The organism is Rhodococcus sp. IEGM1428 (assembly GCF_050321865.1).
In the GTDB taxonomy this organism is placed as follows: Bacteria; Actinomycetota; Actinomycetes; order Mycobacteriales; family Mycobacteriaceae; genus Rhodococcoides.
This window is the reverse complement of the sequence record NZ_JBNQFW010000003.1, coordinates 21,089-46,643: the sequence shown is the minus strand read 5'-3', so window position 1 is coordinate 46,643 and position 25,555 is coordinate 21,089. Positions and strand designations below refer to the sequence as shown.

Below are 25,555 nucleotides of genomic sequence, written 5' to 3'. Positions count from 1 at the left end.
AGCGCACCAGGTCAGCGCACCACCGCAGTCGCGACGGTCCACGCCCGCCCCTGCTCGCTCAATGTGAAGCCCAATCCCGGGCGAGCGGACAGATGCATGCGTCCGTCTCGTGTCTCGAGGTGCTCGTCGAACAATGGGTCGAGCCAGTCGAAGTGCTCCACCCACGTCTGCAAGGGATACACCGCCGCGAGGTGCAGGTGGATCTCCATCGCGAAATGCGGGGCGAGCTGCAGATTGTGATGCTCGGCCAACGTCGCCAATTTCAGGAACTGCGTGATTCCGCCGATGCGCGGAGCATCGGGCTGCAGGATGTCCACCGCGCCTGCCTCGATGAGGCGGACGTGCTCGCCGACGCTGGCCAACATCTCCCCCGTCGCGATGGAGGTGTCGAGGCTGCGAGCGAGCTGCGCATGCCCCTCGGCGTCATAGGCGTCGAGGGGCTCCTCGATCCACACGAGATCGAATTGTTCGAGTATGCGGCCCATACGCTGCGCCGTCGGCCGATCCCATTGCTGGTTGGCGTCGACCATCAGTGGGACGTCGTCGCCGAGAAACTCTCGCACCGCGGTGACGCGGGCGATGTCGGTGCGCCAATCCGGCTGACCCACCTTCAGTTTGATGCCACCGATTCCGTTTGCGAGGGAAATGGCGGCGTTCTCCATGACCTCCTCGATCGGAGTGTGCAGAAATCCGCCGGAGGTGTTGTACGTCTGCACCGAATCACGCGCGGAGCCGATCAGCTTGGCCAGCGGCAACCCGGCACGCTTGGCCTTGAGATCCCACAGTGCGATGTCGATTGCGGCAATCGCCTGCGTCGCAACACCACTGCGGCCCACCGAGGCTCCGGCCCACACCAGCTTGGTCCAGATCTTGCCGATGTCGTTCGGGTCCTCGCCGATGAGTACCGGAGCGATTTCCTGGGCATGCGCAAATTGGGCCGGCCCGCCCGCCCGCTTGGAGTACCCGAATCCGATTCCCTCATGGCCCTGTTCGGTTCGAATTTCGGCGAACAGGAACACCACCTCGGTCATCGCCTTCTGCCGACCGGTGAGCACCTTGGCATCGCTGATCGGATTCTTCAGCGGCAACACGATCGAGGACAGTGTCACCTCGACGATGCGGTCGATGGTCGCCGCACCGGGAGCAAGCGCCGTGATCGCAGCATCCGGGGCAGAGAGTCCGCTGGTCGGTGTGTCAGTGCCGATGGTCATCTGTGACTCCTTGAGTCGTCGATTATGTTGCTTCACAGCCTATTTCGACGAACAATGCACGTCCAACACCATTTATCGACCGATCGATGCGGCCAGTGCATCGATGTTGGATGCAATATCGGCAACCCTGCCCACGAACGTGTGATGCGTGACGCCGGACGAGTGCGGTGTCATCAGCACATTGTCGAGATCGCGAAACGGCAACACACTCGGCTCTCCCACGCCGTCCGGCCCGGGGTAGCGGTACCAGACATCGATCGCGGCCGCGGCAATCTCGTTGCGAGACAACGCGTCGAACAGTGGCTGCTCCTGTACCAATGGCCCACGACCGACGTTGACGAGTACCCCGTCGTTACCGAGCCTGCGCAGTTCCTCGGCACCGATCATGCCGCACGTCCGCTCGTTCAGGGGTGCGGAGATCACCAGGACGTCGGCGAAATCGACCAGTGATCCCAGATCATCTGTTCCCGAAACCCATTCGAGCCCCTCATCCGGGGCCCGCCCGCTTCCGGTGACCGCAGCACCCACGGCGCCGTATGCCCGAAACAGCTGCCACGTTCGCCTGCCGATGTGCCCGAAGCCGACGAATCCGATGCGGGCACCGCTCAGCGACAACGGTTGCGCGATGGTCGGGTCGTAGACGGCGGTGGCGAACACTCCGGAGCGGAGTGCGCGGTCCTGCTCCAGAAACTTACGGCGCAACATCACGGTCGCGGCCACAACGTATTCCGCGATCGACTGCTCGTGATGAAAGGTGTTGCACACCTGCACATCGGGGCCCAGTCCGGAGCGATCGACGTTGTCCGTTCCGGCACCCGCGACGTGCACCATCCGCAATTTCGGCGCTGCGGCACCCATGGCCGCACTGAACTTGCCACCGACGTAGACGTCTGCGTCGGCAAGTTCGGCGATGACCCGAGTCTCGTCGAACGGCACGCACCAGATCACCTCGGCGTCGGAGGGCAGGCCCGCCTCGAACTGCTCCCGATGGGGCAGCACGTTTCGGTCGCCGACGACGATCTTCATCAGCGCACCAGAACTCATCGAACCAGGGCCGGCCGCTTGCTGTCGAATGTCCAACCCTCGATCAGGTACTGCATGCCGATGGCGTCGTCGCGCGCACCGAGACCTTCCTTCTGGTACAGCTCGTGCGCCGCATCGATCTGCTCGAAGTCGAGTTCGATACCCAGACCCGGCTTGTCGGGCACGGTGAGGTAGCCATCCTCGATCGTGAACGGCTCCTTGGTCACTCGCTGTCCGTCCTGCCAGATCCAGTGCGTATCGATGGCAGTGATCGTCCCGGGAGCGGCCGCGGCGACGTGGGTGAACATGGCCAGTGAAACGTCGAAGTGGTTGTTGGAGTGCGAACCCCACGTCAGACCCCACGCATCGCACAGTTGCGCTACGCGGACAGAACCGGCCATCGTCCAGAAGTGCGGGTCGGCGAGTGGGATGTCCACCGCACCGGATCGGATGGTGTGGCCCATCTCGCGCCAGTCGGTGGCGATCATGTTCGTGGCGGTCTGCAATCCGGTGGCGCGCTTGAATTCGGTCATCACTTCGCGGCCCGAGAATCCACCCTCCGGTCCGACCGGGTCCTCGGCATAGGCCAGCACGTCACGCAGGCCACGGCAGGTGTCGATCGCATCCTTCAGAAGCCAGCCACCGTTGGGATCCAACGTGATTCGAGCCTCGGGGAATCGCTCGGCCAGCGCGCGCACCGCGGCAGCCTCCTCGGCCGCGGGCAGCGCACCACCCTTGAGCTTGAAGTCCTGGAACCCGTACCGCGCCTGGGCAGCCTCGGCGAGGCGCACGATCGACTCGGGATCCATCGCTTCCTCGTGCCTGATGCGCATCCAGTCGTCGGCTCCGGCGGCCTCGTCGGCTGCGCTGCGGTACGCGAGATCGGTCTTGTTCCGATCGGCCACGAAGAACAGATAGCCCAGAGCTTGGACCTTCTCACGCTGCTGGCCTTCTCCCAACAGCGCTGCGACGCTGACGCCGAGGTGTTGGCCCAACAGATCGAGCAATGCCGATTCCACCGCGGTCACCGCATGGATCGCGACCCGCAGATCGAAGGTCTGCGCTCCGCGTCCCCCGGCATCACGATCGGCGAACGCGCGACGCATCTCGGCCAGCACAGCGTTGTAGCGGCCGATACCCTGACCCTCGACGAGCGAACGAGCGTCCTCGAGAGTCTGCCGAATCGCCTCTCCGCCCGGCACTTCACCGACGCCGGTGCGCCCGTCCGAGTCGGTGAGCACCACCAGATTGCGGGTGAAGTACGGGGCGTGGGCTCCGCTGAGGTTGAGCAGCATGTCGTCGTGGCCCGCAATCGGAATCACGCGCATCTCGGCGACTACGGGGGTGCTGTTCTGGGAGTTCATGATCGGACCCTCTCGGCCGGTGATATCGGATGCTATTTGGTCAGGGTGACGGGTTCGACGCTGCCCTCGATGTCGGCCACCACCCCGCGCGGCTTCTTGATGAGTAGGACCGACAGCGCAGCCAGTGCGGATGCACCGGCCAGCGCATACAGTCCCCAGGTCACCGAACCGGTGGCCTCCTGGATCAATCCGAATCCGAACGGTGCGACGAAGCCGCCGAGGTTGCCCACCGAGTTGATGACGGCGATGGCGGCGGCAAGCACCATCGGATGCAGGGTGGACTGCGGGAAGGACCAGAACAGCGGGCTTGCGCTCTTGAATCCCATGGCAGCGATGCACAGGAAGATCAGCGCGATCCACGGCGTCGCGACGGCGGCCAACAGTGTGCCGACCGCAGCGGTCAGCAACGCGATGATCAACAGTGGTCGACGGTTTCCGGTGCGGTCGCCGATCTTGGACATGTAGTACATGGCGAACACGGCACAGATCCATGGCAGCGACGAGAGCAAGCCGACGGTGATGTCGTTGGTTCCGTCGATCCGTCGGACGATGGACGGGAGCCAGAAAGTGTTGGCGTAGATCGAGAGCTGGATTGCGAAGTAGATCCAGATGAACAGCAGCAGCTTGGGATCGAGCAACATCTTCCAGCGCGACCTGCCGTCGCCCATGCCGGAGGTACGTGCCTTCTCTGCTTCCTCGACGGCGATGGCAGCGTTCAGATCGTGCTTCTCCTCGGCGGTCAGCCACTTCGCATCCTTGACGTGCGAGTCGATGAGGAAGTAGGCGATGATGCCGACGACGACGGACAGCAGGCCCTCGATGCCGAACAGGTATTGCCAGCCTCGGGCCCCGAAGAGTCCGTCGAGAGAAAGCAGCGGACCCGACAGTGGGCCGGAGATCGCCGCGGCCACCGAGGACCCTGCGACGAACAACGCGGTGGCACGGCCACGGTGGCTGTTGGGCAACCACTTGGCGAAGTAGAAGATGATCGCCGGGAAGAATCCGGCCTCGGCCGCTCCGAGCAGGAATCGCAGGATGTAGAACATCTCGGGACCGTTGACGAAGGCCATGGCGAACGAGATGGTGCCCCAGCTGACCATGATGCGGGTCAGCCAGATCTTGGCACCGAACTTCTCCATCATCACGTTGCTCGGAAGCTCGAAGAGCGCGTAGGCGATGAAGAACACGCCGGCTCCGAATCCGTATGCCGCAGCCCCGATACCGACGTCGGCTTCGAGGTATTCGCGGGCGTAGCCGATGTTCGATCGGTTCAGCTGATTGCAGATCAGCATGATGATGAACAAGGGCACGACTCGCCGGAATATCTTCGCGACGGCAGAATCGACTGCCGGCGTCGGCGGGAGAGTGATCGACATCGATCGCTCCGTTCTGTAGCTCGAGCGGTTTCCCGCGACCGATGCGCGAGTGTGACCGGCACAGGCATGGATCGACCCAGTGATTGGGCTCACATGAGACAGTAGGGCTCCAGATCGATGCATGTCCAAGTCCATCTACGCATCGACCGATGCAGTAGAGGTATCGGCAACGGCAGCCAGTGCTCATCGCGCCTGGCAGCAAGATCGATACCGAGACTGAATCAAATACGACTTTTTTAGACTTGGACATGTATCGATCAGCCTTCTAGCGTGGTGACCTATGAGCCAGGTCACGCCCTGGCGTCAGCGCACGCACCGCACCACAGCCTTAGGAGTCACCCCATGACAGCGTCGACGACACAGTCCACCCACCTCACCGGCCGGATGATCATCGCCGGCGTCCCGGTCTTCGGTGGCGGCACGCAGATTCACGGAATCGACCCCAGCACCGGCGAGAACCTCGATCCCGCCTACGGTCACGGCGACAATACCGACGTCGACAAGGCCTGTGCCGCAGCGGCCGAAGCATTCGCCGATTACCGTGCCACCTCCTCGGAGACCCGCGCACAGTTTCTCGACACCATCGCCGACAACATCGCAGCTCTCGGCGACACGCTGATCGAGCGCACCGTCGCCGAGTCCGGACTTCCGTTGGCCCGCATCACCGGCGAGGTCGGCCGTACCACCGGGCAGCTCCGCCTGTTCGCTTCCGTTCTGCGCGAGGGCAGCTGGAACGGTGCCCGCATCGATCCGGCCCAGCCCGATCGCACGCCACTCCCCCGCGCCGACATCCGCCAGCGGCAGATTCCGCTGGGCCCGGTTGCCGTGTTCGGAGCCAGCAACTTCCCACTCGCTTTTTCCGTCGCCGGCGGCGACACCGCCTCCGCTCTCGCAGCCGGATGCCCCGTTGTGGTCAAAGCGCACGATGCACATCCGGGAACGTCCGAACTGGTCGGTCGCGCGATCGCCGACGCCGTCGCCTCCACCGGAATGCCCTCGGGCACATTCTCTCTGCTCTTCGGCTCCGGCCGTGGACTCGGCACCGCTCTGGTGACCGACCCTCGCATCAAGGCCGTCGGCTTCACCGGATCACGTTCGGGTGGAACTGCTCTCGTCGCCGCCGCAGCCGGTCGGCGTGAGCCGATCCCGGTGTACGCCGAGATGAGTTCCATCAACCCGGTGTTCGTCATGGACGGCGCACTCGCCACCCGCGGAGCCGAGCTCGGCCGCGCCTTCGTCGCATCACTGACGATGGGCTCGGGCCAGTTCTGCACCAACCCCGGTCTCGTCATCGCCGTGGACGGCCCTGGACTGCAGTCCTTCACCGAGGCAGCAACGACGGCGGTACAGGAATCCGCCCCCACCACGATGCTCACCCCGAACATCGCCGCGAGCTACGGCGAGGGCGTCGACGCCCTGAGCGGCGTCGTGACCGAACTTGCCCGCGGTTCCGACACCCAGGCCCCGAACGCCTGCCGCGCAGCATTGTTCGATACCGATGCCGATACGTTCCTGACCTCCGAGGCAGCACAGGCCGAGGTGTTCGGCGCATCGAGTCTCATCGTTCGATGCACCGACGCGCAGCAGGTTCGCGACGTCGCCGCGTTACTCGAAGGTCAGCTCACCGCCACGATTCACGCCGACGAGTCGGATCACACCGAGGCAGGCAAGCTCCTCCCGGTTGTCGAACTCAAGGCCGGCCGCATCCTGTTCGACGGATGGCCCACCGGCGTGGAGGTGGGCCACGCAATGGTCCACGGCGGCCCCTTCCCCGCCACCTCCAACTCTCGCACCACCTCGGTCGGATCTCTCGCCATCGAGCGGTTCTTGCGTCCCGTTTCTTACCAGGACGTTCCGAAATCATTGCTGCCCACTGCAATTGCCGATGGTAACCCGGACGGCATCTTCCGCCGCATCGACGGCCAGCTCACCCAAGACTGACTCACCCCACCTAGTTCTCGAGGAGACCACCATGCTCGACGGAGTCCTGTTCTTCCCCGTCACCCCGTTCACCGCCTCCGGTGAGGTCGATTACGACCTGCTGGCTGCTCACATCGCGAAGGGTGTCGACGCCGGACCCGGTGGAGTGTTCATCGCCTGCGGCACCGGTGAATTCCATGCTCTCGAAGGCGAGGAGTTCGGCAAGATCGTGCGCACGGCAGTCGACGTCGTCGCAGGCCGTGTTCCGGTGTACGCCGGCGCAGGCGGATCCGTAGCCCAGGCAAAGGCGTTCGCGGCGAGCGCGAAGAGCAACGGAGCCGATGGCATCCTGCTGCTGCCTCCGTACCTGGTGACGATGCCGCAGGCCGGCCTGGTCAACTACACCAAGGCCGTTGCCGCCGCGTCGGATCTGCCGTTGATCGTCTACAACCGCGGCAATGCGCGCTTCACCGAGGACTCGGCCGTCGAGGTTGCACAGCTGCCCACCGTCGTCGGATTCAAGGACGGCACAGGCGATCTCGATCAGGTCGGCCGCATCGTCCGCGCGGTGCTGGATGCACTCGAGCCGTCGGGCAAGCCCTTCCAGTTCTTCAACGGCCTGCCCACCGCCGAGGTCTCCCAGCAGGCGTACCGAGCGATCGGTGTCACGCTGTACTCCTCTGCGACATTCGCCTTCGCACCCGAACTGGCGCTGGCGTTCTACCGGTCACTCGACAGTGGTAACGAGAAGCTCACTGCCGCACTGCTTCGCGAGTTCTTCCACCCGCTCGTACGCTTGCGCGACAAGGTGCCCGGTTACGCCGTCTCCCTCATCAAGGCCGGCGTGACGATGGAGGGCATCGAGGCAGGGCCCGTTCGCCCGCCTCTGGTGGACATCAGCGCACCGCACCTCGAGGAACTCACCGCAATCGTTGCCGCCGGCCGGGCCGTGCTGGCAGACGAGCTCGCGGTGCACTGATGCAGGATCCGGTCCTGATCACCGGCGCTCGAATCACTCCGATCGCCTTTGTCGACCCTCCGTTGCTCAACACCGTCGGCGTGCATCAGCCCTACGCACTGCGCGCGATCATTCAGCTGGACACCGAGGCCGGCGTCGTCGGCCTCGGTGAGACCTACGCCGACACCGCTCATCTGGCTCGTCTCGACGCGGCCGCTCAGGCCATCACCGGCTTGGACGTGTTCGCACTCAACGAGATTCGAGATGCCATCGACTCCGTGCTGGGAACACTGTCGATCACCGGCGGCGACGGTGTCGCCGGAATGATCACCACGGCCAGTACCACCGACCGCGTGTTCTCGCCGTTCGAGATCGCCTGCCTGGACGTGCAGGGTAAGGTGCTCGGTCGACCGGTGTCCGATCTGCTCGGCGGCAAGGTTCGGGACTCGGTTCCGTTCAGCGCGTACCTGTTCTACAAGTGGGCAGCGCATCCCGGTGCACAGCCGGACGAGTGGGGCGAGGCAGTCGACCCGGCCGGTCTGGTACGGCAGGCCCGAAAGATGATCGACGAGTACGGCTTCGAGGCCATCAAGGTCAAGGGCGGAGTCTTTCCACCCGATGAGGAGATCGCCGGAATCAAGGCACTGCGGGAAGCATTCCCCGAGCTGCCCTTGCGGCTCGACCCCAACGCCGCGTGGACTGTCGACACGTCCATCCGAGTCGCCGCCGAGCTCGACGGCATCGTGGAATACCTCGAAGACCCGACACCCGGACTCGACGGGATGGCCGAGGTGGCGCGCGAGGCGAAGATGCCTCTGGCGACCAACATGTGCGTCGTCGCGTTCGATCATCTGAAGCCGGCCGTGGTGAAGGACTCGGTGCAGGTGGTGTTGTCGGATCACCACTACTGGGGTGGCCTGCAGCGCTCGAGGTTGCTCGCAGGTATCTGTGAGACATTCGAGCTGGGACTGTCGATGCACTCGAACAGCCACCTCGGTATCAGCCTGGCCGCCATGGTTCACCTTGCCGCAGCAACACCGAACCTGACCTACGCCTGCGATACGCACTGGCCGTGGAAGCACGAGGACGTCGTCGTTCCAGGAGTGTTGAACTTCGTCGACGGCGCGGTGGCAGTCCCCACCGGGCCCGGCCTCGGCGTCGAGATCGACGAGGACGCGCTCGCGGCGCTGCATCAGCAGTACCTCGACTGCGGTATCCGCGACCGCGACGACACCGGATACATGCAGAGCATCGATTCGAGCTTCGAAAACACCTGCCCGCGCTGGTAGCGGCTAAGCTCGCTTCGGGTCGTGGGGATCCGTGCGAGAGGTCTGTCGTGTGAACACCGGTTGGCAGTATTCCCCAGCGCCGGTCGCGCGAACGTCAGGGGTCAACTGCCTCGTCAGTGGGTTGGTCGGTGTCGTCACCGTCGTCGGCGCATCGCCTCGCGCCGGGACTGTGCTGCTCGTGTTGGCGGTGTCGTGGTGTGCCCTCGGCATCTACATGATCGCGGCCGCGCCGGTCCTTTCTCGACGCCTCTACCTGGCGATGCACCTGTCGGGTCTGACGAGCATCGCCCTGTTCTGCACCGCGGCGGGCGGTGAGATTCCGGCCATGTCCGGCATCTTCCTCCAGCTACTTCTGGTGACGCCGGCGTTCATCGTGCTGCCCAACCGCATCGCCCGGCGGACGACGGTTCTCAATGCCGTGTACATCGCGTACTTGGGTGCCGTCGTCGGCGATATCCATCCCGTCCTGGTGATCAACGCCCAACTCGTGCTCGTCGCCATCGCGATCTCTGCAGCCTGGGTCCAGAGCGTGGCCTCGACCTCCGAAATCGACCATCTCACCCAACTCGCGAACCTACGACGCCTCACCCGAGAGTTGGACGCTCGCCCGGGAACGGTGGCGAGCGGAAAAATCGACGCCATCGCGGTGGTGGACATCGATCGATTCAAGGTGATCAACGACGACCACGGTCATGCGGCCGGTGATCGCGCGCTCGAGATCGTCTCGTCCGCATTGCGCAACTGCCTGCCTCCGCAGTATCTGCTCAGTCGCTCGGGCGGCGACGAGTTCACGGTGCTGTGCATCACTGGCACAGCCGCAGAACTGCGCGACGCCGTCGATCGCGTTCGGACGCAGCTACCGAAGGACCTGACGATTTCGGTGGGTGTGGCCAGCAGGCAGGACGGCGAAGCCGCCCGTGTCACCCTCGCGCGCGCCGACCGAGCGCTGTACGAGTCCAAGAATCTCGGGCGAAACCGAACCACCGTCCACGAGTAGGGCAACGCGAGACGCCGACCTCGCGAAACAGCAAGTCGCAGCCGTGCGCGCGACCGGACTTCGGCGCACCGTTCGAGTTGCTCCATCTGCCGTGGTCGACCAGGTTCGTGCACTGCTCGGACGCTCCCCTCGCTACGTCGAATCAGTGGTTTCCCCAGGGGATGTCGCAGTCATGTCCACCCCCGACGCCGCGCCCGGTCGCGACCTGCTCCTCGCCGGGCAAGACCGCGTCGGCCATCGCATGCCCGGTCCTGATGCAGATCATGTCCAAAGGACGCCGTCACTCCGGCGGCGGTGGCAGAGAAAGTCGCGCGCACGATCTCCGACGTGACCGTGCACATCCACAAGGGTGGTCACTTCGACCCGTACGTGCAGCCGTTGTTCCCAGTCAGCGGCGCAACGATATTGGCGAGCATGGTGGCGATGGTGGCCACGACCACGCGGCGCTCGGCCGCATAGCCGCTCTGGTACCACGTCATTGCGGTGTGGCTGATGCCGCCGATGGCGGCGGTCGCGAGCAGGTCGACATCCATATCGGGGCCCGACGGTACATCTCCCGCGAACGTGCGGAGGTAGCCGAGCAACAGCGTCCCGAATTGCTGCATCACCGTCAGGTAGGTCTGCTCCACGCGAGGGCTGACCCCGAGCACCTCCATCCACACCACCCGGGCGAGGCGCGGGTCCTCGACCACCCGAAAGAACGGTTCGAGCAACTGCTGCGCGACAGCACTGAGCCCACTCTCCGGATCCACCTCCGCGATGGCCTCGGACACCGAGTCGGTCAGCTGTGCAATACATTCCGCGTACACCGCGAGCAGTAGATCCTCGGTCTTGTCGAAGTACTGGTAGAAGTGCCGATCGGCGATCTTGGCCTCGCGGCACAGTCCGCGCACGGTCGCGGCTCGATACCCGATACTGCCGAACACCCGCAGTCCCGCATCCAGCAGCTGCCGCCGTCTGCGGTCGTCGCGGTCGGCCGCGCTCTCACCGCCGTAGGCGCGGCCGGCTGCTTCGGACACTGCGCTCATGACCGGCGGGCGTCGAGTTCGGCAGTGAGCCGGATCAATTCGGCATCCCGCTCCATCGTGGCATCCATGATCGGGTTGACGATGCCGCGCAATATCGAGATCGGAATCCAGCGACCGGGCACGGCGATGCGCGGAGCTCGCCGTCCGATACCTCGAACAGCCACGCGGGCGAGCTTGTCGGGGGTGATCGGGCGGAGCAGCGGCGCGGGGAAGGCGCGGGCTGTCATGGCCGTCGCGACGTCGTCGCCGCCGAACGCGACCTCGGCGATCGGCGTTGCGACCCATCCCGGATACAGCACTCCCGCGGTCGCTTTCGTGCCGGCCAGCTCTGTACGCAGAGCACGGCCGAGTTGTTCGACCGCCGCCTTCGACGCCGCATAGGGCGCATTCGCCAGGCCGTTGAGGTACGCGTATGTAGAGGAGGTGAGCAGCACGTAGCCCCCGGACTCGACGATATGGGGAAGGGCGGCACGCACCGTGTTCCACACGCCGATCAGGTTGACGCCGATGACCCGCTCGAACACTCCGTCCTCGATCGATCGAACGGTCGACGCCTTCGCGCCGCTGGAGATTCCAGCGTTGGCCATCACGACGTCGAGCTTGCCGAAGGTGTCGATCGCGGTCGCGACGGCCGCGTCGAGCTGCTCCCGCACGGTGACGTCGGCATAGGCGATTGCCACGCGTTGGTTGCCCAGCTTCGCTGCTACCGACTCGAGATCGGTCGACGCCATGTCGACCAGAACGATCGAGGCACCGCGTCGATGCAGTGCGGTCGCCACGGCGGAACCGATACCGCCTGCCGCTCCGGTGATCAGCGCTACCTGTCCGGTGTGCTTGCTCATGCCGAAACCTCGTCCCGTGTGGTGGTCACCGTCGGTGCCATGTGAAGGTGGTGCTCTTGCGGGCGGAAACGCTTGGCCCACCGGCGGAACGTGAAGCTGAATCCCGGGAACATGGCAACCACGTGTCCGGATTTGGACTGGTACCAGCTGTGGCAGCCGCCGTCCTTCCAGACGGTTCCTTCCATCTCGCGGTGAATCGTGTCGGTGTACTCCTGCTCGGCGGCGGCAGTGACCTCGATGGCCGTTGCACCCGCCTGCTCGACGGCGTCGACGGCCCGCACGATGTACTCCATCTGCGCCTCGATGAGGAAGATCGCGGAGGTGTGCCCGATTCCGGTGTTCGGTCCGGTGACGACGAACAGGTTGGGGAAGCCAGGAATCGTGGTGCCGAGGTAGGCGCGCGGGTACGGATCCCAGACGTCGGACAGGGCCCGGCCGTCGCGTCCGATCACCGGGTACGAGATGACGCCGTCGGTGGCGTCGTATCCCGTGGACCACACCAGCAGATCGACATCGACGTGTTCGCCGGTGGTGGTGACGATTCCGGTTTCGGTGATCTCCGAGATACCGTCGTTCTTGTCGTGCAGAGTGACGTTCGCCTGCCCCAGCGCGGGATAGAGCGTGTTGGACAGCAGAACCCGCTTGCACCCGATGACGTAGTCCGGGGTGACCTTCGCACGAAGCTCGGAATCCGGAACCTGAGATTCGATGTGCTTCAACGCAGTTCGTTGCGCCACCGCCTTCAACATCGTCCGTGAATACTTGAAGCCGAGGATGCGAGTTTCGAGACTCCAGTAGATCCCGGCGCGGACCAGCCTGCGGATCGGTTCCAGCTTCAGCAGCCTGCGCTGCAACGGCGTGAATTCGCGATCGTGACGTGGCATCACCCAGTGCGGAGTGCGCTGGAAGACGTGCAGCTGCGCCACGTCGGGTTGGATCGCGGGAATCACCTGCGCCGCACTGGCACCACTGCCGACGATGGCTACTCGCTTGCCTGCGTGGTCGTACTCGGTGTGCCAGTCGTTGGTGTGGAACTGGGTGCCCTGGAACTTCTCACGGCCGGGGAACGGCGGTATGACGGGTGTACTGAGTGGTCCCGACGCGTTGACGACGAACTTCGCCGCGTAGTCGCCCCGCGAGGTGGAGATGGTCCAGTGGTCTCCCGCCCATTCGATCTTCTGGACGTTTGTGTCGACATGCGTTCGCGCCGGCAGACCGTTCGATTCGAGCACGTGGTCGGTGTACCGCTCGAGCTCCTCGCGTTCGGCGAACATGCGCGACCACTCGAACGGTTCGGACGCGATCGAGTACAGCGGACTCTGCACGTCGACGGCCGCCCCGGGGTAGCGATTCTGCTTCCAGGTGCCACCCAGGAAGGATCGTCTCTCCAGAATGACGAGGTCGTCGATGCCTCGATCGAGCAATGCCTTCGCTGCGCACTGGCCACCGAAGCCACTGCCGATGATCACCACGGTGTGAATATGCATGCTGACGAACCCCTCTTGCACGAAACGCAATCCGATGATGCGTGTCATCACTTTAAAGTGATGACGCGTGATTCCGCAATGGTTTCGGCAGTCGATGTCCCCTTCGGCGGACGTCCACGTGAGAGGGCCACAATGGGTGAGTGCCTCTTGCGATCACGTACGACGACGTCGTCGACGCCCAATCACGTATTGCCGGCACCGTCAGACCGGTCACGATGATCGCGGCCGAGCCCCCGAACCTGCTGTTCGCGGCCGAGTTCATGCAGCACACGGGAACGTTCAAGGCACGCGGAGCCGTCAACTTCGTCACCGCGCACCGGCAGGCGGGAACGATGCCCGACGCGGGGATCGTGATCGCCTCGGGAGGAAACGCAGGGTTGGCCTGTGCGTGGGCGGCGACGAAGTGCCGCGTGCCTGCGACCGTGTTCGTGCCCGTCACGGTGCCCGAGTTCAAGAAAGCGAAACTGATCGCCCTCGGCGCAGACGTTCGAGCCGTAGGGACCGAGTACGCGCAGGCGCTCGAGGCCTCGATGGACTACGCCGCGCACACCGGCGCTGTGGTCTCCCATGCCTACGACAACCCGCTGATCGCTGCGGGGGCCGGAACGCTCCTGCTCGACATGCTGACCGCCGATGCGTTCGACACGGTCGTGGTCTCGGTCGGTGGAGGCGGACTGTTCGCCGGCATCGCGACTGTCGCGGCGCAACGAGGTGTTCGAGTGGTGGCCGTCGAACCCGAGAAGTGTCGAGCCTTCGCAGCGGGGCTGGAGGCAGGTTTCCCTGTCGACGTACCGGTGGACTCGATTGCCGCAGATTCCCTGGGCGCGCGCCGGGTCACGCCACTCGCACTGACTGCGGCCGCGGCGTCGGACACCATCTCCGTCCTCGTCGACGACGACGCCATCATCGAAGCGCGACAACACCTGTGGGATTCGCGGCGCCTCGTCGTCGAGCATGCGGCTGCGACAGCGGTCGCTGCGATCAGAGCGAAAAGATACGAGCCGAAACCTGGCGAAAAGGTCGCAATCATCCTCTGCGGAGCGAACTCCGATCCCTCCGACCTGGGTTGACACCGGCCGAAAAGCCGGGTCCGGTAGGCACCGGGCAGCACACCCCCGACGGGGAAGAATTTGCAGATCTTCGGACCGGGGTCGAGACCGGGACGAGAACCCCCCGTAGCGTTGGACGCATGTCGCGATCACCACGTAACCGGAAATCCCCCGCCGCTCCGAGAAAGCGAGCCTCTTCCGCACTCCAGGCCGGGCACCTTCGCGTGATCGCAACCGGCGGTCTCGGCGAGATCGGCCGGAACATGACTGTGTTCGAGTACGACGGAAAACTGCTCATCGTCGACTGTGGCGTGCTCTTCCCCGAGGAGCACCAGCCCGGCGTCGACGTCATCCTCCCCGACTGGAGTTGCATCCGCGACCGTCTCGACGACGTCGTTGCGATCGTCCTCACCCACGGACACGAGGACCACATCGGCGGCGTCCCGTACCTGCTGCGTGAACGTGGCGACATTCCCGTCATTTCGGCGCGGCTGACACTGCATTTCCTGGCGGCCAAATTCGAGGAGTTCAAGGTCTCGACCACGCTGATCGAGGTCGAGGCAGGGCAAACGCGTCAGGAAGGCCCGTTCGAGCTCGAGTTCATTGCCGTCAACCACTCGATTCCGGACGGTCTGGCCATCGCCATTCGTACCGATGCCGGGCTGGTGCTGCACACCGGCGACTTCAAGATGGACCAGTTCCCGCTCGATGGCCGGATCACCGACCTCCGAAGCTTCGCACGCCTCGGTGAGGAAGGGCTCGATCTCCTCCTCGTCGACTCGACCAACGCCGAGGTTCCCGGGTTCATGGTCTCGGAACGCGATCTGGTCCCGGCCATCGAGAAGGTGTTCCGCGAAACAACTGGACGCGTGATCGTGTCGAGCTTCGCCAGTCACGTTCACCGCATCCAACAGGTATTGGACGCCGCGCATGCGCAAGGCCGCAAGGTTGCGTTCGTGGGGCGATCGATGGTGCGCAACATGAAGATTGCGACAGATCTGAGCTACCTCGATGTACCCGACGGGCTCGTCGTGGACCTACCGAAGCTCAACAGGCTTCCGGCGAACAAGATCACGCTGATCTGCACCGGTTCGCAGGGCGAGCCCCTCGCAGCGCTGTCGCGGATGGCCTCGGGTGAGCATCAGATCAAGGTGGGCGACGGCGACACCGTGCTGATGGCCAGCAGCCTGATCCCCGGAAACGAGAACGCGATCTACCGCGTCATCAACGGTCTCGTCGACAAGGGTGCCCGCGTGGTGCACAAGGGCAATGCGAAGGTGCACGTCTCCGGTCACGCCAGCGCAGGCGAGCTCGTCTACTGCTACAACATCCTCGAACCCGCCAATGTGCTTCCCGTACACGGTGAGTCGCGACACCTGCGCGCCAACGCCGATCTCGCGATCAGGACCGGCGTGCCTCGCGATCGTGTGCTGATCGCCGAGAACGGAAGCGTCATCGACCTGTTCGACGGCGTCGCGCAGATCACCGGCTCCGTCCCCATCGAATTGATCTACGTCGACGGTAGTGCCGTCGGCGGTGTGACCGAGGATTCGCTGGCCGAACGTCGTCTGCTTGCGAACGAGGGCGTCCTGACCGTCATTGCGATCGTGGATCCCGACACCGGCCTGCTGGTCGACGACGTCGACTTCATCGGACGCGGGTTCGCGCACGAGGCCAACGCTTTCGACTCGTTGGCCAAGGCGATCGGTAAGACTCTGACCCGCGAGAGCGACGTCAACGTTGCCTCGCGAGAGCACATCGAGAAGCGCATCGTCCAGGAATCGGCGCGCTGGGCCAAGCAGACCCTGGGCCGTCAGCCCCTCATCGTCCCGGTGGTCGTCGACGGCTAGAGCACGTCTTCTCAGTGGCGAGGTGACGTGACCACAAGAAAGCCGCGTGTAGAACGGCTCCTACCCGGTACGCCAAGGCCAGCTTGTCGTACCGGGTCGCCGGTCCCCGCCGCATCCGAGCAAATTTTGCGTTCGGCCCCTGTAGATGGTTCCGGCCCCTAGAGTCGTTTGGAAAGCTCCGGTAACGATCCGGAACTTAGACCGGGGGGTCTCGATGGGGAAGTACACGAAGTTCGGCCGTCGATTTGCAGCGGTGGTCGCTGCGGTTTCATTGGTGGTGTCGGGCGGGCAGGGGTCGGCGGGGGCCGATCCACTCGGCGATTTCCAGAATCCGCCGCGCACCGCCGAATCGATCGCCGCGACACCGCTCGACGATCCGTGGGTCGTTCCGCCGCCCGGATACGAAATGGCCGCCCCCGGAACAGTTCTGCGGACCCGCAGCGTTACCGTCGGACCACTTGTCACCCCGGTCACCACCACCCAGCTGCTGGTCGCCTCGACCGACGCGAAGGGCCGCCCCGCTGCCATCGTCACCAGCGTCATCGTCCCCACTGCGCCGTGGACCTCGCCCGGTCCGCGCCCTGTTGTTGCCTACAACATGGCCATCGATTCGCTCGGCGCCACGTGTGAGCCATCGTGGACCATGCAACGCGGCATCGCTCCGGAATTGGCACCCGTGCAGCTGCTTCTGGCGAGGGGCTACGCCGTCGTCGTCACCGACCATCAGGGGCCACGCCATGCGTACGCCGTCGGACCGATGGCGGCGCACGCCGTACTGGACGGTCTGCGCGGCGCGGTCACGACCGCCGCTGTCGGCCTCGATCCGACTGCGCCCCTGGGTCTTACGGGCTACTCGGGTGGGGCGATCGCATCGGGCTGGGCCGTGCAGGAGGCCCCGGCCTACGCCCCCGAACTGAACATTGTCGGCGCAGCGTTCGGCGGAACGCCTACCGACTTCGCGCTGCTACGTCAGTCCATGAACGGCAACTTGGCGTCGGCGGTGTTCCTCGCCGCAGCGATGGGCGTTGCGCGCGAGTACCCGGAGATGCTGTCGCTCTACAACGACGACGGGTGGCGGCTCGCACAGGCGTCGAAGGACCTGTGCATCGTCGGGATTGCACCGTTCGGACTCGTTGCTCCGATCCGCATCGAGTCACTGTCCATCACTCCCGATGCGTTCAATTCGCCGCTGGCGCTCGCGGTTGCCGATCAGAATCGATTGGGAGACGGCGGAACCCCGACGGCACCGGTGTTCATGTATCACGGACAGCAGGAGTTCTGGATTCCGAAGGAAGGTCCCGAGGCCGTGTTCGACAAGTGGTGTTCACGCGGAGCCGACGTCCGCCTCGAGGAATACCTGGGTGAGCACAGCATCGTTGCCGGCAGCGGAGCTCCCGCTGCGTTCGCGTGGTTGGACGACCGCCTCGCGGGAATTCCGGTTCGACCCGGATGCAGTAGCTTCGGCCGCTAGAGCCGAACCTACTCGCTCTGGGCTGCGGCTCCGCGAGTCGACAACACCTCGGTGAGCTCTTCTGCGTAGGCGAGCTGCCGCCGCAACGTGCGGCAGCTGTCCTCGGCCTTGGTATGACAGTCACGAACGAAAGCCGCGGCCGACGACCTCGCGTCGTCGGTCGCGTTCTCGTCGCCCAGAATGTCGAGGGATTCCAGTAGCTGCTTCATCTCGGCCAACGTGAAGTCGAGCGGCTTCATTCTGCGAATGACGAGCAGGCGTTCGACGTCGGTCTCGGTGTACAACCGAAATCCACCTGCGGAGCGGGCAGAGGGCGTGACCAGGCCTACGTCGTCGTAATGACGAACGGTGCGGATGGACAGCTCGGTCTTCTGAGCTACCTGCCCGATCTGCATGTGTACGCCGTCGTCTGCCATGTGCCGCCTCTCCTCGCCCGAGCGTCCACCCTAGTCAGTGCTCGCCGCCCAGGTTTCCACTGAGACGTTCGTGCCGCTCGGTCGACGGCGCGTTCAAACCGACGATCTCCACCGTCTTTCCCTTGGCCGCGTACTTGGTGGTGATGGCGTCGAGGGTCGCCACGGTGGATGCGTCCCAGATGTGCGACTCGGACATGTCGATGACGACGTTCTTCGGATCTCCGACGTAGTCGAATTGATAGATCAGATCGTTGCTCGACGCGAAGAACAACTCGCCCTTCACCGCGTAGACGCGGGTGTCCTCGTCGGGATGAGCCACGTCGACCACCTCGGTCAGATGGGCGACCCGTCGGGCGAACAGCACCATCGCGGTGATCACGCCGACGAGCACGCCGTACGCGAGGTTGTGGGTGACGACGGTGACCGCCACGGTCGCGACCATCACGAGGGTCTCGCTCTTGGGCATGCGGCGCAACGTCTTCGGGTTGATGCTGTGCCAGTCGAAGGTGCCGACGGAGACCATGATCATCACCGCGACCAACGCGGCCATCGGAATCAGCGCGACGATGTCGCCGAGGCCGACCACCAGAATCAGCAGGAAGACGCCGGCGAGGAACGTCGAGATCCGAGTGCGCGCACCGGAGACCTTGACGTTGATCATGGTCTGGCCGATCATCGCGCAGCCGCCCATGCCACCGGTGAACCCGGTGACAAGGTTGGCCACACCCTGGCCCCAGCCCTCGCGGGTCTTGTTGGAATGCGAATCGGTGATGTCGTCGACGAGCTTGGCCGTCATCAGCGATTCGAGTAGACCGACCAGAGCAATGGCCAGTGCGAACGGAGCGATGGTCGACAGGGTGTCGACCGTGAACGGCACGTTCGGGATCAGGAACGACGGCAGCGAGGACGGCAGTTCGCCTTCGTCACCCACATCCGGCACCGCCAGCGCGAAGACGAGCGTGACGGCGGTGAGTATCACGATGGCGATCAGTGGTGCCGGCACGACGGTGGTGAGCTTGGGTAGGAAGAACATGATGGCCAGGCCCACGGCGACCATCGGGTAGACCAGCCACGGCACACCGATCAGGTACGGGATCTGCGAGGAGAAGATCAGAATCGCCAGCGCGTTGACGAATCCGACCATGACGCTGCGTGGGATGAACCGCATCAGTTTGGCGACGCCGAGGACGCTGAGCAGGACCTGCAGGATTCCGCCGAGGATGACCGCTGCGATGAGGTAGTCGAGGCCGTACTCCCGGGCCAACGGGGCTACGACGAGCGCAATGGCACCGGTCGCAGCGGAGATCATCGCCGGTCGTCCACCGACGATGGAGATGGTGACGGCCATGGTGAACGACGCGAACAGCCCGACACGCGGGTCGACCCCGGCGATGATCGAGAACGAAATGGCTTCCGGAATCAACGCCAATGCCACCACCAGGCCCGCGAGGACCTCGGTCTTGAGCCGCCTCGGCGAGCGCAACGCACCCAGCACCGAGACGTCTTCGACGGCGGTGACAGACACCTGGGCAGCTCGAGACACGACAACTCCGTTCGATGGGTGCGAGGGACTGCGACAGGTACGGCGTCCACTCCGCGGGCAACTCTACTCTTACCGGAGAGAAGGTTGTCAATCGTCGGGTTGCGGCTTGTGAGCTAGATTCATATACAGAGGCACAACAGAACTCACTCCGCGATGCAAGGAATGAATCGATGTTCTCGCTCAACAGGCTCTCCTGCTTCATCGCCGTCGCCGAGGAATTGCACTTCGGCCGCGCGGCCGAGCGGCTGCACATGACGCAGCCGCCCCTGAGCAGGCAGATCCAACAGCTCGAGAGCGAGGTCGGTGTGCAGCTGATCGACCGCACGAGCCGGTCGGTGACCCTGACGGCCGCGGGGTTGGCCTTCCTACCCGAGGCCCGACGCATTCTCGACCTCGCCGAGGGCGCACTGCTCACTGTCCGACGGGTCCCTACCGGCGACCTGGGGACGGTCGTCGTCGGATTCACCGGCGCATCGGCGCATGCAGTGCTCCCGCAGCTGCTCGACTCCGCGCGCGAGAAGCTGCCGGACGTGAAACTCGTGCTGCGCGAGATGGTCTCGGCGGTACAGATGGAGTCCTTGGCCGTCGGCGATCTGGATCTCGGGTTGGCCAGGCCACCACTCAAGCGACCGGGCATCGCGTCCCGCCCGGTGCTGCACGAATCGTTGATCGCAGCGATGCCCGAGCATCACCCGCTGGCCGCGAAAGACGAACTGTCGGTGGAGGACTTCGACGAGCAGCCGATCATCATGTACTCACCCGTCGATGCGCGGTACTTCCACGAACTGCTGATCAGCACCTTCACCATCGTCGGGGTGTCCCCGCGCTACGTGCAGTACGTGACCCAGGTGCACACGATGCTGGTGCTCGTTCGCTCCGGCATCGGATTGGCATTGGTACCGGAGTCGGCGTCGACCATGCGACCGGAAGGTGTTGTGTTCCGACCGGTTCGGACCGTGAAGGAGCGCCCCGTCGAACTCGACGCGGCCTGGCGCGTGGACAACGACAACCCGGCACTGCACCGCTTCATGACCGATGTGCTGCCGACGCGGGAGTGGTCATGATGCGACGCTGATCGAGTTGCGTGCGGGATGGTGGCCGCGCGAGTGCCGTACTGCGTGGGTTCGTCGGTTGATCAGTCTCTGGGCGGCTTGGTGTCTTTGCCAGCGGCGACGTCACGGAGCCATTGAGGGACCGGCTTGTTGTCATATTCGCGTAGTTTGATGGAGGCTTCGGCGGCTGCGGATCGGACTTTCAACGAGCGTCCGCGGCCTGTGGCGCGATTCTCGGTGGTGGTCATCGAGGGCCCTCCGTCTCTCTGTCAATCTCCATTGTCGCCGGTTTGGGTCGTTTCCGCCAGGTCGTCCGGTGTCACCACGGCTCGAAACCGCTACGCCAAGATTCTTGGCGAGATGGATCAGCGGTTACCCACCGGACGTTTCCTGCCGCCGCCGACCTCACTACCGAATGCACGAACGCAGGCCGCCCGACCGAACTACCGCGGCGTCCCCACCGGCGGCTTGACGGCCGTCACCGGGCAGTGCGCCTCGAGGAGAACGCGCTGAGAGATGCTGCCCATGAACAACTTTCCCACGGGCGATCGGCGGCGGATACCGATGACGACCAGTTGTGTCTGTTCGTCGAACGACAGGTCGATCAAATTGTCGGCGTGCGAGCGACCGGCCTCGTTGTCGTGAATTTTCGTCGTGACACCGAGCGCCGAGCTCTCTTCGCGAGCCGATTCGACGGTGGCACCGAACTCGGCGTCGGCTGCGCTGTTGTCCTCGGCGACGATGATCAGATCCGTTCCACGCATGTGCGCCTCGCGAAAAGCGAAGGGCAGCGCGCCTTTTCCTTCGATGGTCGGCGAGTAGCCGACGACGACGGTCACTTCGTCACCGGCGTGACGAGGGTGCCGTCGGCCAGGAAGCGATCGAGGTTCTCGAGCGTGAGGGCTTCCATCGCGGCCCGCGTCTCCACCGTCCCACTGCCCACGTGCGGCAACAGCACCACGTTGTCCATCGTCAGCAGGGCGTCGGGCACGTTCGGTTCGTGGGCGAACACGTCCAGGCCGGCACCGGCCAACTGCCCGGCGGCAAGCAACTCGATCAACGCCTCCTCGTCGACGACGCTGCCGCGCGCCACGTTGATCAAATAGCCCTGCGGTCCCAGCGCTTCGAGCACGGCGCGGTCGACCAGGTGCGCAGTTCCCGAGCCGCCCGATGCGGCGATGATCAGGACGTCGACTTTTTCGGCGAGCGCTGCTGGGCTGGCCGCGTAGACGTAAGGCGAACCGTCGATCTCGTTGCGATTGTGGTACGAGATCTCGCAGCGAAACCCGTTGAGCCGATCGGCAATTGCCGAGCCGATGCGCCCGAGGCCGATGATTCCGACGCGTTTGCCAGTGACCTGGCGCGTCAGCGGCGTGTTGCCCTCGGCGGGCCATCGGCCGGCACGCACGAACCTCTCGGCGGAGGACAGCCCACGCATGGTGTCGATCACGAGACCGACGGCGAGGTCCGCCACACAGTCGGTCAACACGTCGGGAGTGTTGCTGACGGCGATGCCGCGGTCTGCTGCCGCGTCGACGTCGGTGGTGTCGTATCCGACGCCGAAGTTCACCACAGCTCCGAGCTGCGGCAATCGCTCCATCAACGCGGCATCGACGCCGGTGCGGCCGGAGGTCACCACCGCGGTGATCGATTCGCCGTGCGCATCGAGGAATTCGTCGCGACCATTCCCTTCGGGCAGTTCCAGCGCGTCGTACTCGGTGACCAACGTGTCCATCAGCGACGGCTTGAGCGGTCCGACTCGGAGCACTCGACCGCCCTGTTGCGAATCCGGTTGAGACACAGAGGAACTCTGCGAGCTGACGGTGACCATTGTTCTCCTCGCGAGATGGTGGAACGTGCGCGTTTCCTGTACGGTATGCCGCTTCTCGAATACCTGTCCAACACGGAAATAACATGGACCGATACCCAAACGGCATGAACGACGCATTGCCGATGCAGGCTTGCCCAGTCTTCCCCATATCCGGCCTGGTCAGCCCCCTCTAGATGTGATTCAAGCCTCATCAAAACTGTCTTTGTGACCCACAAAACTGGCCGGAAAGGGCATTTCGTCCGGTTGACGATGAAGACAGCCCGCTCATACCGTGTGTCTACCGTCACAGATTCGGCTGCAACTCGCAGACGCGGATCCTTTTCCCACTGGAGGCCACCATGAGCCCTGCACTCCTCGTGCAGCAGGGACGGACCCACCGCGTCGCCGCAATTGCTGTTGGCGCACTGTCACTTTCACTGATCGCCAGCGGCTGCACTGTCGCCAATTCCAACAACGGTGGAGCCGCCCGCGCAGATACTCTGCGCATCGTCCTGCCCCAGGAACCTCCGACCCTCGAAGCCTGCGACGTCTCGCTCACGTCGGTCGGAGTCGTCACTCGCTCGAACATCACCGAGCCGCTCATGGAACGCAACCCCAGCACCGGCGATCTCGAACCCAAGCTCGCCGACTCCTGGGAACAAACCTCCGATACCGAATGGACGTTCGCCATCCACCCCGGCGTGACGTTCAGCGACGGCAGTCCCTTCGAGGCCGAGGACGCCGCGTTCTCCATCGACCGCACGGTCAATTCGGAACTGGGCTGCAACGTCGAGGGGTACGTGTTCGGCGACGCGAACCTGGTGGTGAGAGCAGTCGACCCGATGACGCTGACCGTGCAGTCGCCGGAACCCGACCCCATCCTGCCGCTGCGCCTCTCGTTCGTGGAGATGGTTCCGCGCACAGCCAGCTACACCGAGCGCGTGCGTGAACCGATCGGAACGGGACCGTTCGCGATCGAGCGCTGGGACTACGGCCAGAAGCTCTCCCTGGTACGGAACGAGACCTACTGGGGCCCGGAACCCGAGTACGCCAGGGCCGAGTACCAGTGGCGCAGTGAGGGCAGCGTCCGCGCATCGATGGTGACCAACGGCGAGGCCGAGATCGCCACGTCGGTCGGACCGGAGGACGGTGCGGGCGACCTCGGCGTGGCCTACCCCAACAACGAGACAACGGCGCTGCGCATCCAGGCCGCTCAACCGCCACTCGACGATATCCGGGTGCGGCAGGCGATCAACTACGCGATCAACCGCGACGGCATCGTCAAAGCACTCTTCCGCGGACTCGGCTCGCCTGCAGCGCAACTCATCTCCGAGGGTGTCGTGGGATTCAACGACGACCTGACGCCGTGGCCCTACGACATGGACCAGGCCCGCACGCTGATCGACGAGGCACGGGCAGACGGGGTACCGGTGGACACCGAGATCCGTCTGATCGGACGCACCGGACAGTTCCCCAAGATCAACGAGACAGTGGAGGTCATCCAGAACTCGCTGTCCAAGATCGGCATGAACGTCAAGATCGAGATGATGGACGCCGCCGGTACCGCCGAATACCAGGAACGCCCGTTCCCGGACGTCGGGCCGTATCTACTGGTGATTCAGCACGGCAATCAGGCCGGCGACTCGGCCTTCACCGTCGACCAGTACTTCACCAGTGACGGATTCCAGAGTGCCTACGGCACAGCGGACTTCGACAAGGAGATCGCTGCTGCCGGCGCTCTCACCGGAGAAGACAGGCAGGCCGCGTACGCGCAGGTGTTCGCGGACGAACCGAAAGACATCATGCAGATGGCCTACATCGCACACATGAACGGGGTGCTCGCCAAGGCCGCCTCGGTCGACTACACGCCGGACTCGGCCACGGTCGACGAAATGCACCTGGCCGCGATGACGCGCGCCGATACCGAGAGGCCCTGACATGTTCAGATTTCTGCGCCGACGGATCTACACCAGCCTGATCCCACTGTTCGTCGTCCTGCTGGGCGTGTTCTTCCTCGCTCGTCTCACCGGCGACCCCACCAGCCTGTACCTGCCCGAGTCGGCCACCCAGGCACAGCGCGAGGCGTTTCGCGCCACCAACGGCTTCGATCAGCCGGTGCTGACGCAGCTGCTGGACTACTTCAAGGGCGTCGTGCAACTCGACTTCGGGCAGTCGCTCCGTACCGGTGAGGACGCGTCGGCAATGGCATTGCGCGCCTTCCCCGCAACGCTGCAGCTGGCCTTCGCGACGATGTTCCTCGCCATCCTCGGTGCCGTGATCATCGGCTGCTGGGCTGCGTACCGACCGAACTCGCTGGCCGATCGCATCTCGAGCCTGCTGTCGATGACGGCCGCGTCCATCCCCGACTTCTGGTTCGCCATCATGGGCGTCTACGTCTTCGCCATCGTCTTCGGCTGGCTGCCCACCTCCGGCGTGGACAGCGGAATACTCTCGTGGGTGTTGCCGATCGCCACGCTGCTCATTCGCCCGCTCGGAGTACTGACACAGGTGGTGCGGGGTGCGATGGTCTCGGCACTGTCTGCACCGTACGTTCGACTCGCGAGAAGCAAAGGGGCGGGCGACCTTCGGGTCGTCACCCACCACGCTCTGCGCAACGCTGCCGCACCGGCGCTGACCGTCGCAGGCGACCTGATGGTCGGGCTCGTCAACGGCGCGGTGGTTGTCGAGGCCATCTTCGGCTGGCCCGGCATCGGAAAACTGATGATCGACGCCATCCTGCAGCGCGACTTCGCCGTTCTGCAGGCGGCTGTGCTGTTGACGGCGGTGAGCATCTTCGTGCTCAACATCGTCATCGATGCCTGCTATGCACTGCTCGACGCCCGGGTTCGCGACAAGGTGAAGGTCTAGG

The 25,555-nt window shown here is 64.5% G+C and carries 22 protein-coding genes; 10 read left to right on the top strand and 12 right to left on the bottom strand.

The features are described 5' to 3' along the window. Positions 1 to 11 precede the first annotated feature (11 nt). The 4 genes from ACQR3T_RS14995 to ACQR3T_RS14980 all read right to left on the bottom strand — a co-directional run bounded on the left by ACQR3T_RS14995 (position 12) and on the right by ACQR3T_RS14980 (position 4,974). A complete protein-coding gene (locus ACQR3T_RS14995) occupies positions 12 to 1,211 on the bottom strand; it encodes an L-talarate/galactarate dehydratase (RefSeq protein WP_428693959.1) in 1,200 nt (399 codons plus the stop codon). Between the two features lie 72 nt (positions 1,212 to 1,283). Next, entirely contained in the window at positions 1,284 to 2,237 is a 954-nt protein-coding gene (locus ACQR3T_RS14990) for a 2-hydroxyacid dehydrogenase (protein WP_032377514.1), read from the bottom strand. Between the two features lie 14 nt (positions 2,238 to 2,251). Further along, positions 2,252 to 3,598 carry an enolase C-terminal domain-like protein gene (locus tag ACQR3T_RS14985; RefSeq protein ID WP_428693958.1) on the bottom strand — a complete coding sequence of 449 codons (1,347 nt, stop codon included), beginning with the start codon at positions 3,596 to 3,598 and terminating at the stop codon, positions 2,252 to 2,254. Positions 3,599 to 3,630: 32 nt separating this feature from the next. Further along, positions 3,631 to 4,974, bottom strand: coding sequence for an MFS transporter (locus ACQR3T_RS14980; RefSeq protein ID WP_032378353.1), 1,344 nt, complete (start codon positions 4,972 to 4,974; stop codon positions 3,631 to 3,633). A gap of 342 nt (positions 4,975 to 5,316) precedes the next feature. Here ACQR3T_RS14980 and ACQR3T_RS14975 point away from each other — a divergent pair, with 342 nt between their 5' ends. Genes ACQR3T_RS14975 through ACQR3T_RS14960 form a run of 4 tightly spaced genes read left to right on the top strand, consistent with a single transcriptional unit; the run spans position 5,317 to position 10,138 of the window. Continuing rightward, a complete protein-coding gene (locus tag ACQR3T_RS14975; RefSeq protein WP_428693957.1) occupies positions 5,317 to 6,915 on the top strand; it encodes an aldehyde dehydrogenase (NADP(+)) in 1,599 nt (532 codons plus the stop codon). 31 nt (positions 6,916 to 6,946) lie between these two features. After that, positions 6,947 to 7,873, top strand: coding sequence for a 5-dehydro-4-deoxyglucarate dehydratase (locus ACQR3T_RS14970; RefSeq protein WP_032405225.1), 927 nt, complete (start codon positions 6,947 to 6,949; stop codon positions 7,871 to 7,873). Beyond that, the gene (locus tag ACQR3T_RS14965; protein ID WP_428693956.1) at positions 7,873 to 9,141 is read left to right on the top strand and encodes a glucarate dehydratase family protein; all 1,269 of its coding nucleotides are present in this window, start codon (positions 7,873 to 7,875) and stop codon (positions 9,139 to 9,141) included. Before ACQR3T_RS14970 ends, ACQR3T_RS14965 begins: the two co-directional genes overlap by 1 nt. A 49-nt stretch (positions 9,142 to 9,190) precedes the next feature. After that, positions 9,191 to 10,138: a GGDEF domain-containing protein gene (locus ACQR3T_RS14960; RefSeq protein ID WP_428693955.1), complete on the top strand. Its 948-nt coding sequence runs from the start codon at positions 9,191 to 9,193 to the stop codon at positions 10,136 to 10,138. A gap of 353 nt (positions 10,139 to 10,491) precedes the next feature. Here ACQR3T_RS14960 and ACQR3T_RS14955 read toward each other — a convergent pair whose 3' ends face one another. From ACQR3T_RS14955 to ACQR3T_RS14945, 3 genes are read right to left on the bottom strand one after another with little or no spacing between them, the layout of a single operon-like run. Continuing rightward, positions 10,492 to 11,166, bottom strand: a complete 675-nt coding sequence (locus tag ACQR3T_RS14955) for a TetR/AcrR family transcriptional regulator (RefSeq protein WP_052070332.1) — start codon at positions 11,164 to 11,166, stop codon at positions 10,492 to 10,494. Then, positions 11,163 to 12,008: an SDR family NAD(P)-dependent oxidoreductase gene (locus ACQR3T_RS14950; protein WP_032377508.1), complete on the bottom strand. Its 846-nt coding sequence runs from the start codon at positions 12,006 to 12,008 to the stop codon at positions 11,163 to 11,165. The genes ACQR3T_RS14955 and ACQR3T_RS14950 overlap by 4 nt, the downstream gene beginning before the upstream one ends. Further along, positions 12,005 to 13,543 (bottom strand): flavin-containing monooxygenase, encoded by a 1,539-nt coding sequence (locus ACQR3T_RS14945; protein WP_428693954.1) that lies wholly within the window; start codon positions 13,541 to 13,543, stop codon positions 12,005 to 12,007. The genes ACQR3T_RS14950 and ACQR3T_RS14945 overlap by 4 nt, the downstream gene beginning before the upstream one ends. Positions 13,544 to 13,635: 92 nt before the next feature. Between ACQR3T_RS14945 and ACQR3T_RS14940 the strand changes: the two genes are divergently transcribed. The 3 genes from ACQR3T_RS14940 to ACQR3T_RS14930 all read left to right on the top strand — a co-directional run bounded on the left by ACQR3T_RS14940 (position 13,636) and on the right by ACQR3T_RS14930 (position 17,865). Further along, positions 13,636 to 14,565 carry a serine/threonine dehydratase gene (locus ACQR3T_RS14940; RefSeq protein WP_428693953.1) on the top strand — a complete coding sequence of 310 codons (930 nt, stop codon included), beginning with the start codon at positions 13,636 to 13,638 and terminating at the stop codon, positions 14,563 to 14,565. A gap of 119 nt (positions 14,566 to 14,684) precedes the next feature. After that, a complete protein-coding gene (locus ACQR3T_RS14935) occupies positions 14,685 to 16,394 on the top strand; it encodes a ribonuclease J (protein WP_428693952.1) in 1,710 nt (569 codons plus the stop codon). Positions 16,395 to 16,608: 214 nt separating this feature from the next. After that, entirely contained in the window at positions 16,609 to 17,865 is a 1,257-nt protein-coding gene (locus ACQR3T_RS14930; RefSeq protein ID WP_428693951.1) for a lipase family protein, read from the top strand. An 8-nt stretch (positions 17,866 to 17,873) separates the two neighbouring features. On the opposite strand, the gene ACQR3T_RS14925 is transcribed toward ACQR3T_RS14930, so the two are convergent. Continuing rightward, complete coding sequence (locus ACQR3T_RS14925) at positions 17,874 to 18,281, bottom strand: MerR family transcriptional regulator (protein ID WP_428693950.1); 408 nt, start codon at positions 18,279 to 18,281, stop codon at positions 17,874 to 17,876. A gap of 34 nt (positions 18,282 to 18,315) precedes the next feature. Continuing rightward, on the bottom strand, positions 18,316 to 19,824 hold the full coding sequence (locus ACQR3T_RS14920; protein ID WP_428693949.1) for a SulP family inorganic anion transporter: 1,509 nt from the start codon (positions 19,822 to 19,824) through the stop codon (positions 18,316 to 18,318). A gap of 170 nt (positions 19,825 to 19,994) precedes the next feature. On the opposite strand from ACQR3T_RS14920, the gene ACQR3T_RS14915 reads away from it, so the two are divergent. Beyond that, positions 19,995 to 20,888 carry a LysR substrate-binding domain-containing protein gene (locus ACQR3T_RS14915; RefSeq protein WP_428693948.1) on the top strand — a complete coding sequence of 298 codons (894 nt, stop codon included), beginning with the start codon at positions 19,995 to 19,997 and terminating at the stop codon, positions 20,886 to 20,888. Positions 20,889 to 20,959: 71 nt separating this feature from the next. Here ACQR3T_RS14915 and ACQR3T_RS14910 read toward each other — a convergent pair whose 3' ends face one another. From ACQR3T_RS14910 to ACQR3T_RS14900, 3 genes are all read right to left on the bottom strand, one after another. Beyond that, positions 20,960 to 21,124: a hypothetical protein gene (locus ACQR3T_RS14910; RefSeq protein WP_155290821.1), complete on the bottom strand. Its 165-nt coding sequence runs from the start codon at positions 21,122 to 21,124 to the stop codon at positions 20,960 to 20,962. Between the two features lie 195 nt (positions 21,125 to 21,319). After that, entirely contained in the window at positions 21,320 to 21,715 is a 396-nt protein-coding gene (locus tag ACQR3T_RS14905) for a universal stress protein (RefSeq protein WP_032377501.1), read from the bottom strand. Next, positions 21,712 to 22,707: a 2-hydroxyacid dehydrogenase gene (locus ACQR3T_RS14900; protein WP_080730503.1), complete on the bottom strand. Its 996-nt coding sequence runs from the start codon at positions 22,705 to 22,707 to the stop codon at positions 21,712 to 21,714. The genes ACQR3T_RS14905 and ACQR3T_RS14900 overlap by 4 nt, the downstream gene beginning before the upstream one ends. A 338-nt stretch (positions 22,708 to 23,045) precedes the next feature. Here ACQR3T_RS14900 and ACQR3T_RS14895 point away from each other — a divergent pair, with 338 nt between their 5' ends. Together ACQR3T_RS14895 and ACQR3T_RS14890 are read left to right on the top strand one after the other, a co-directional pair. Next, the gene (locus ACQR3T_RS14895) at positions 23,046 to 24,623 is read left to right on the top strand and encodes an ABC transporter substrate-binding protein (protein ID WP_032377500.1); all 1,578 of its coding nucleotides are present in this window, start codon (positions 23,046 to 23,048) and stop codon (positions 24,621 to 24,623) included. A gap of 1 nt (position 24,624) precedes the next feature. Continuing rightward, the gene (locus tag ACQR3T_RS14890) at positions 24,625 to 25,554 is read left to right on the top strand and encodes an ABC transporter permease (protein ID WP_428693947.1); all 930 of its coding nucleotides are present in this window, start codon (positions 24,625 to 24,627) and stop codon (positions 25,552 to 25,554) included. The last annotated feature ends 1 nt before the right edge of the window (position 25,555 follow it).

Bases quoted from the DNA above. Each gene is read 5' to 3' on its own strand.
- ACQR3T_RS14995 (WP_428693959.1), bottom strand. From the start codon at position 1,211: ATGACCATCGGCACTGACACACCGACCAGCGGACTCTCTGCCCCGGAT.
- ACQR3T_RS14990 (WP_032377514.1), bottom strand. From the start codon at position 2,237: ATGAAGATCGTCGTCGGCGACCGAAACGTGCTGCCCCATCGGGAGCAG.
- ACQR3T_RS14985 (WP_428693958.1), bottom strand. From the start codon at position 3,598: ATGAACTCCCAGAACAGCACCCCCGTAGTCGCCGAGATGCGCGTGATT.
- ACQR3T_RS14980 (WP_032378353.1), bottom strand. From the start codon at position 4,974: ATGTCGATCACTCTCCCGCCGACGCCGGCAGTCGATTCTGCCGTCGCG.
- ACQR3T_RS14975 (WP_428693957.1), top strand. From the start codon at position 5,317: ATGACAGCGTCGACGACACAGTCCACCCACCTCACCGGCCGGATGATC.
- ACQR3T_RS14970 (WP_032405225.1), top strand. From the start codon at position 6,947: ATGCTCGACGGAGTCCTGTTCTTCCCCGTCACCCCGTTCACCGCCTCC.
- ACQR3T_RS14965 (WP_428693956.1), top strand. From the start codon at position 7,873: ATGCAGGATCCGGTCCTGATCACCGGCGCTCGAATCACTCCGATCGCC.
- ACQR3T_RS14955 (WP_052070332.1), bottom strand. From the start codon at position 11,166: ATGAGCGCAGTGTCCGAAGCAGCCGGCCGCGCCTACGGCGGTGAGAGC.
- ACQR3T_RS14950 (WP_032377508.1), bottom strand. From the start codon at position 12,008: ATGAGCAAGCACACCGGACAGGTAGCGCTGATCACCGGAGCGGCAGGC.
- ACQR3T_RS14945 (WP_428693954.1), bottom strand. From the start codon at position 13,543: ATGACACGCATCATCGGATTGCGTTTCGTGCAAGAGGGGTTCGTCAGC.
- ACQR3T_RS14935 (WP_428693952.1), top strand. From the start codon at position 14,685: ATGTCGCGATCACCACGTAACCGGAAATCCCCCGCCGCTCCGAGAAAG.
- ACQR3T_RS14930 (WP_428693951.1), top strand. From the start codon at position 16,609: ATGGGGAAGTACACGAAGTTCGGCCGTCGATTTGCAGCGGTGGTCGCT.
- ACQR3T_RS14925 (WP_428693950.1), bottom strand. From the start codon at position 18,281: ATGGCAGACGACGGCGTACACATGCAGATCGGGCAGGTAGCTCAGAAG.
- ACQR3T_RS14915 (WP_428693948.1), top strand. From the start codon at position 19,995: ATGTTCTCGCTCAACAGGCTCTCCTGCTTCATCGCCGTCGCCGAGGAA.
- ACQR3T_RS14910 (WP_155290821.1), bottom strand. From the start codon at position 21,124: ATGACCACCACCGAGAATCGCGCCACAGGCCGCGGACGCTCGTTGAAA.
- ACQR3T_RS14900 (WP_080730503.1), bottom strand. From the start codon at position 22,707: ATGGTCACCGTCAGCTCGCAGAGTTCCTCTGTGTCTCAACCGGATTCG.
- ACQR3T_RS14895 (WP_032377500.1), top strand. From the start codon at position 23,046: ATGAGCCCTGCACTCCTCGTGCAGCAGGGACGGACCCACCGCGTCGCC.
- ACQR3T_RS14890 (WP_428693947.1), top strand. From the start codon at position 24,625: ATGTTCAGATTTCTGCGCCGACGGATCTACACCAGCCTGATCCCACTG.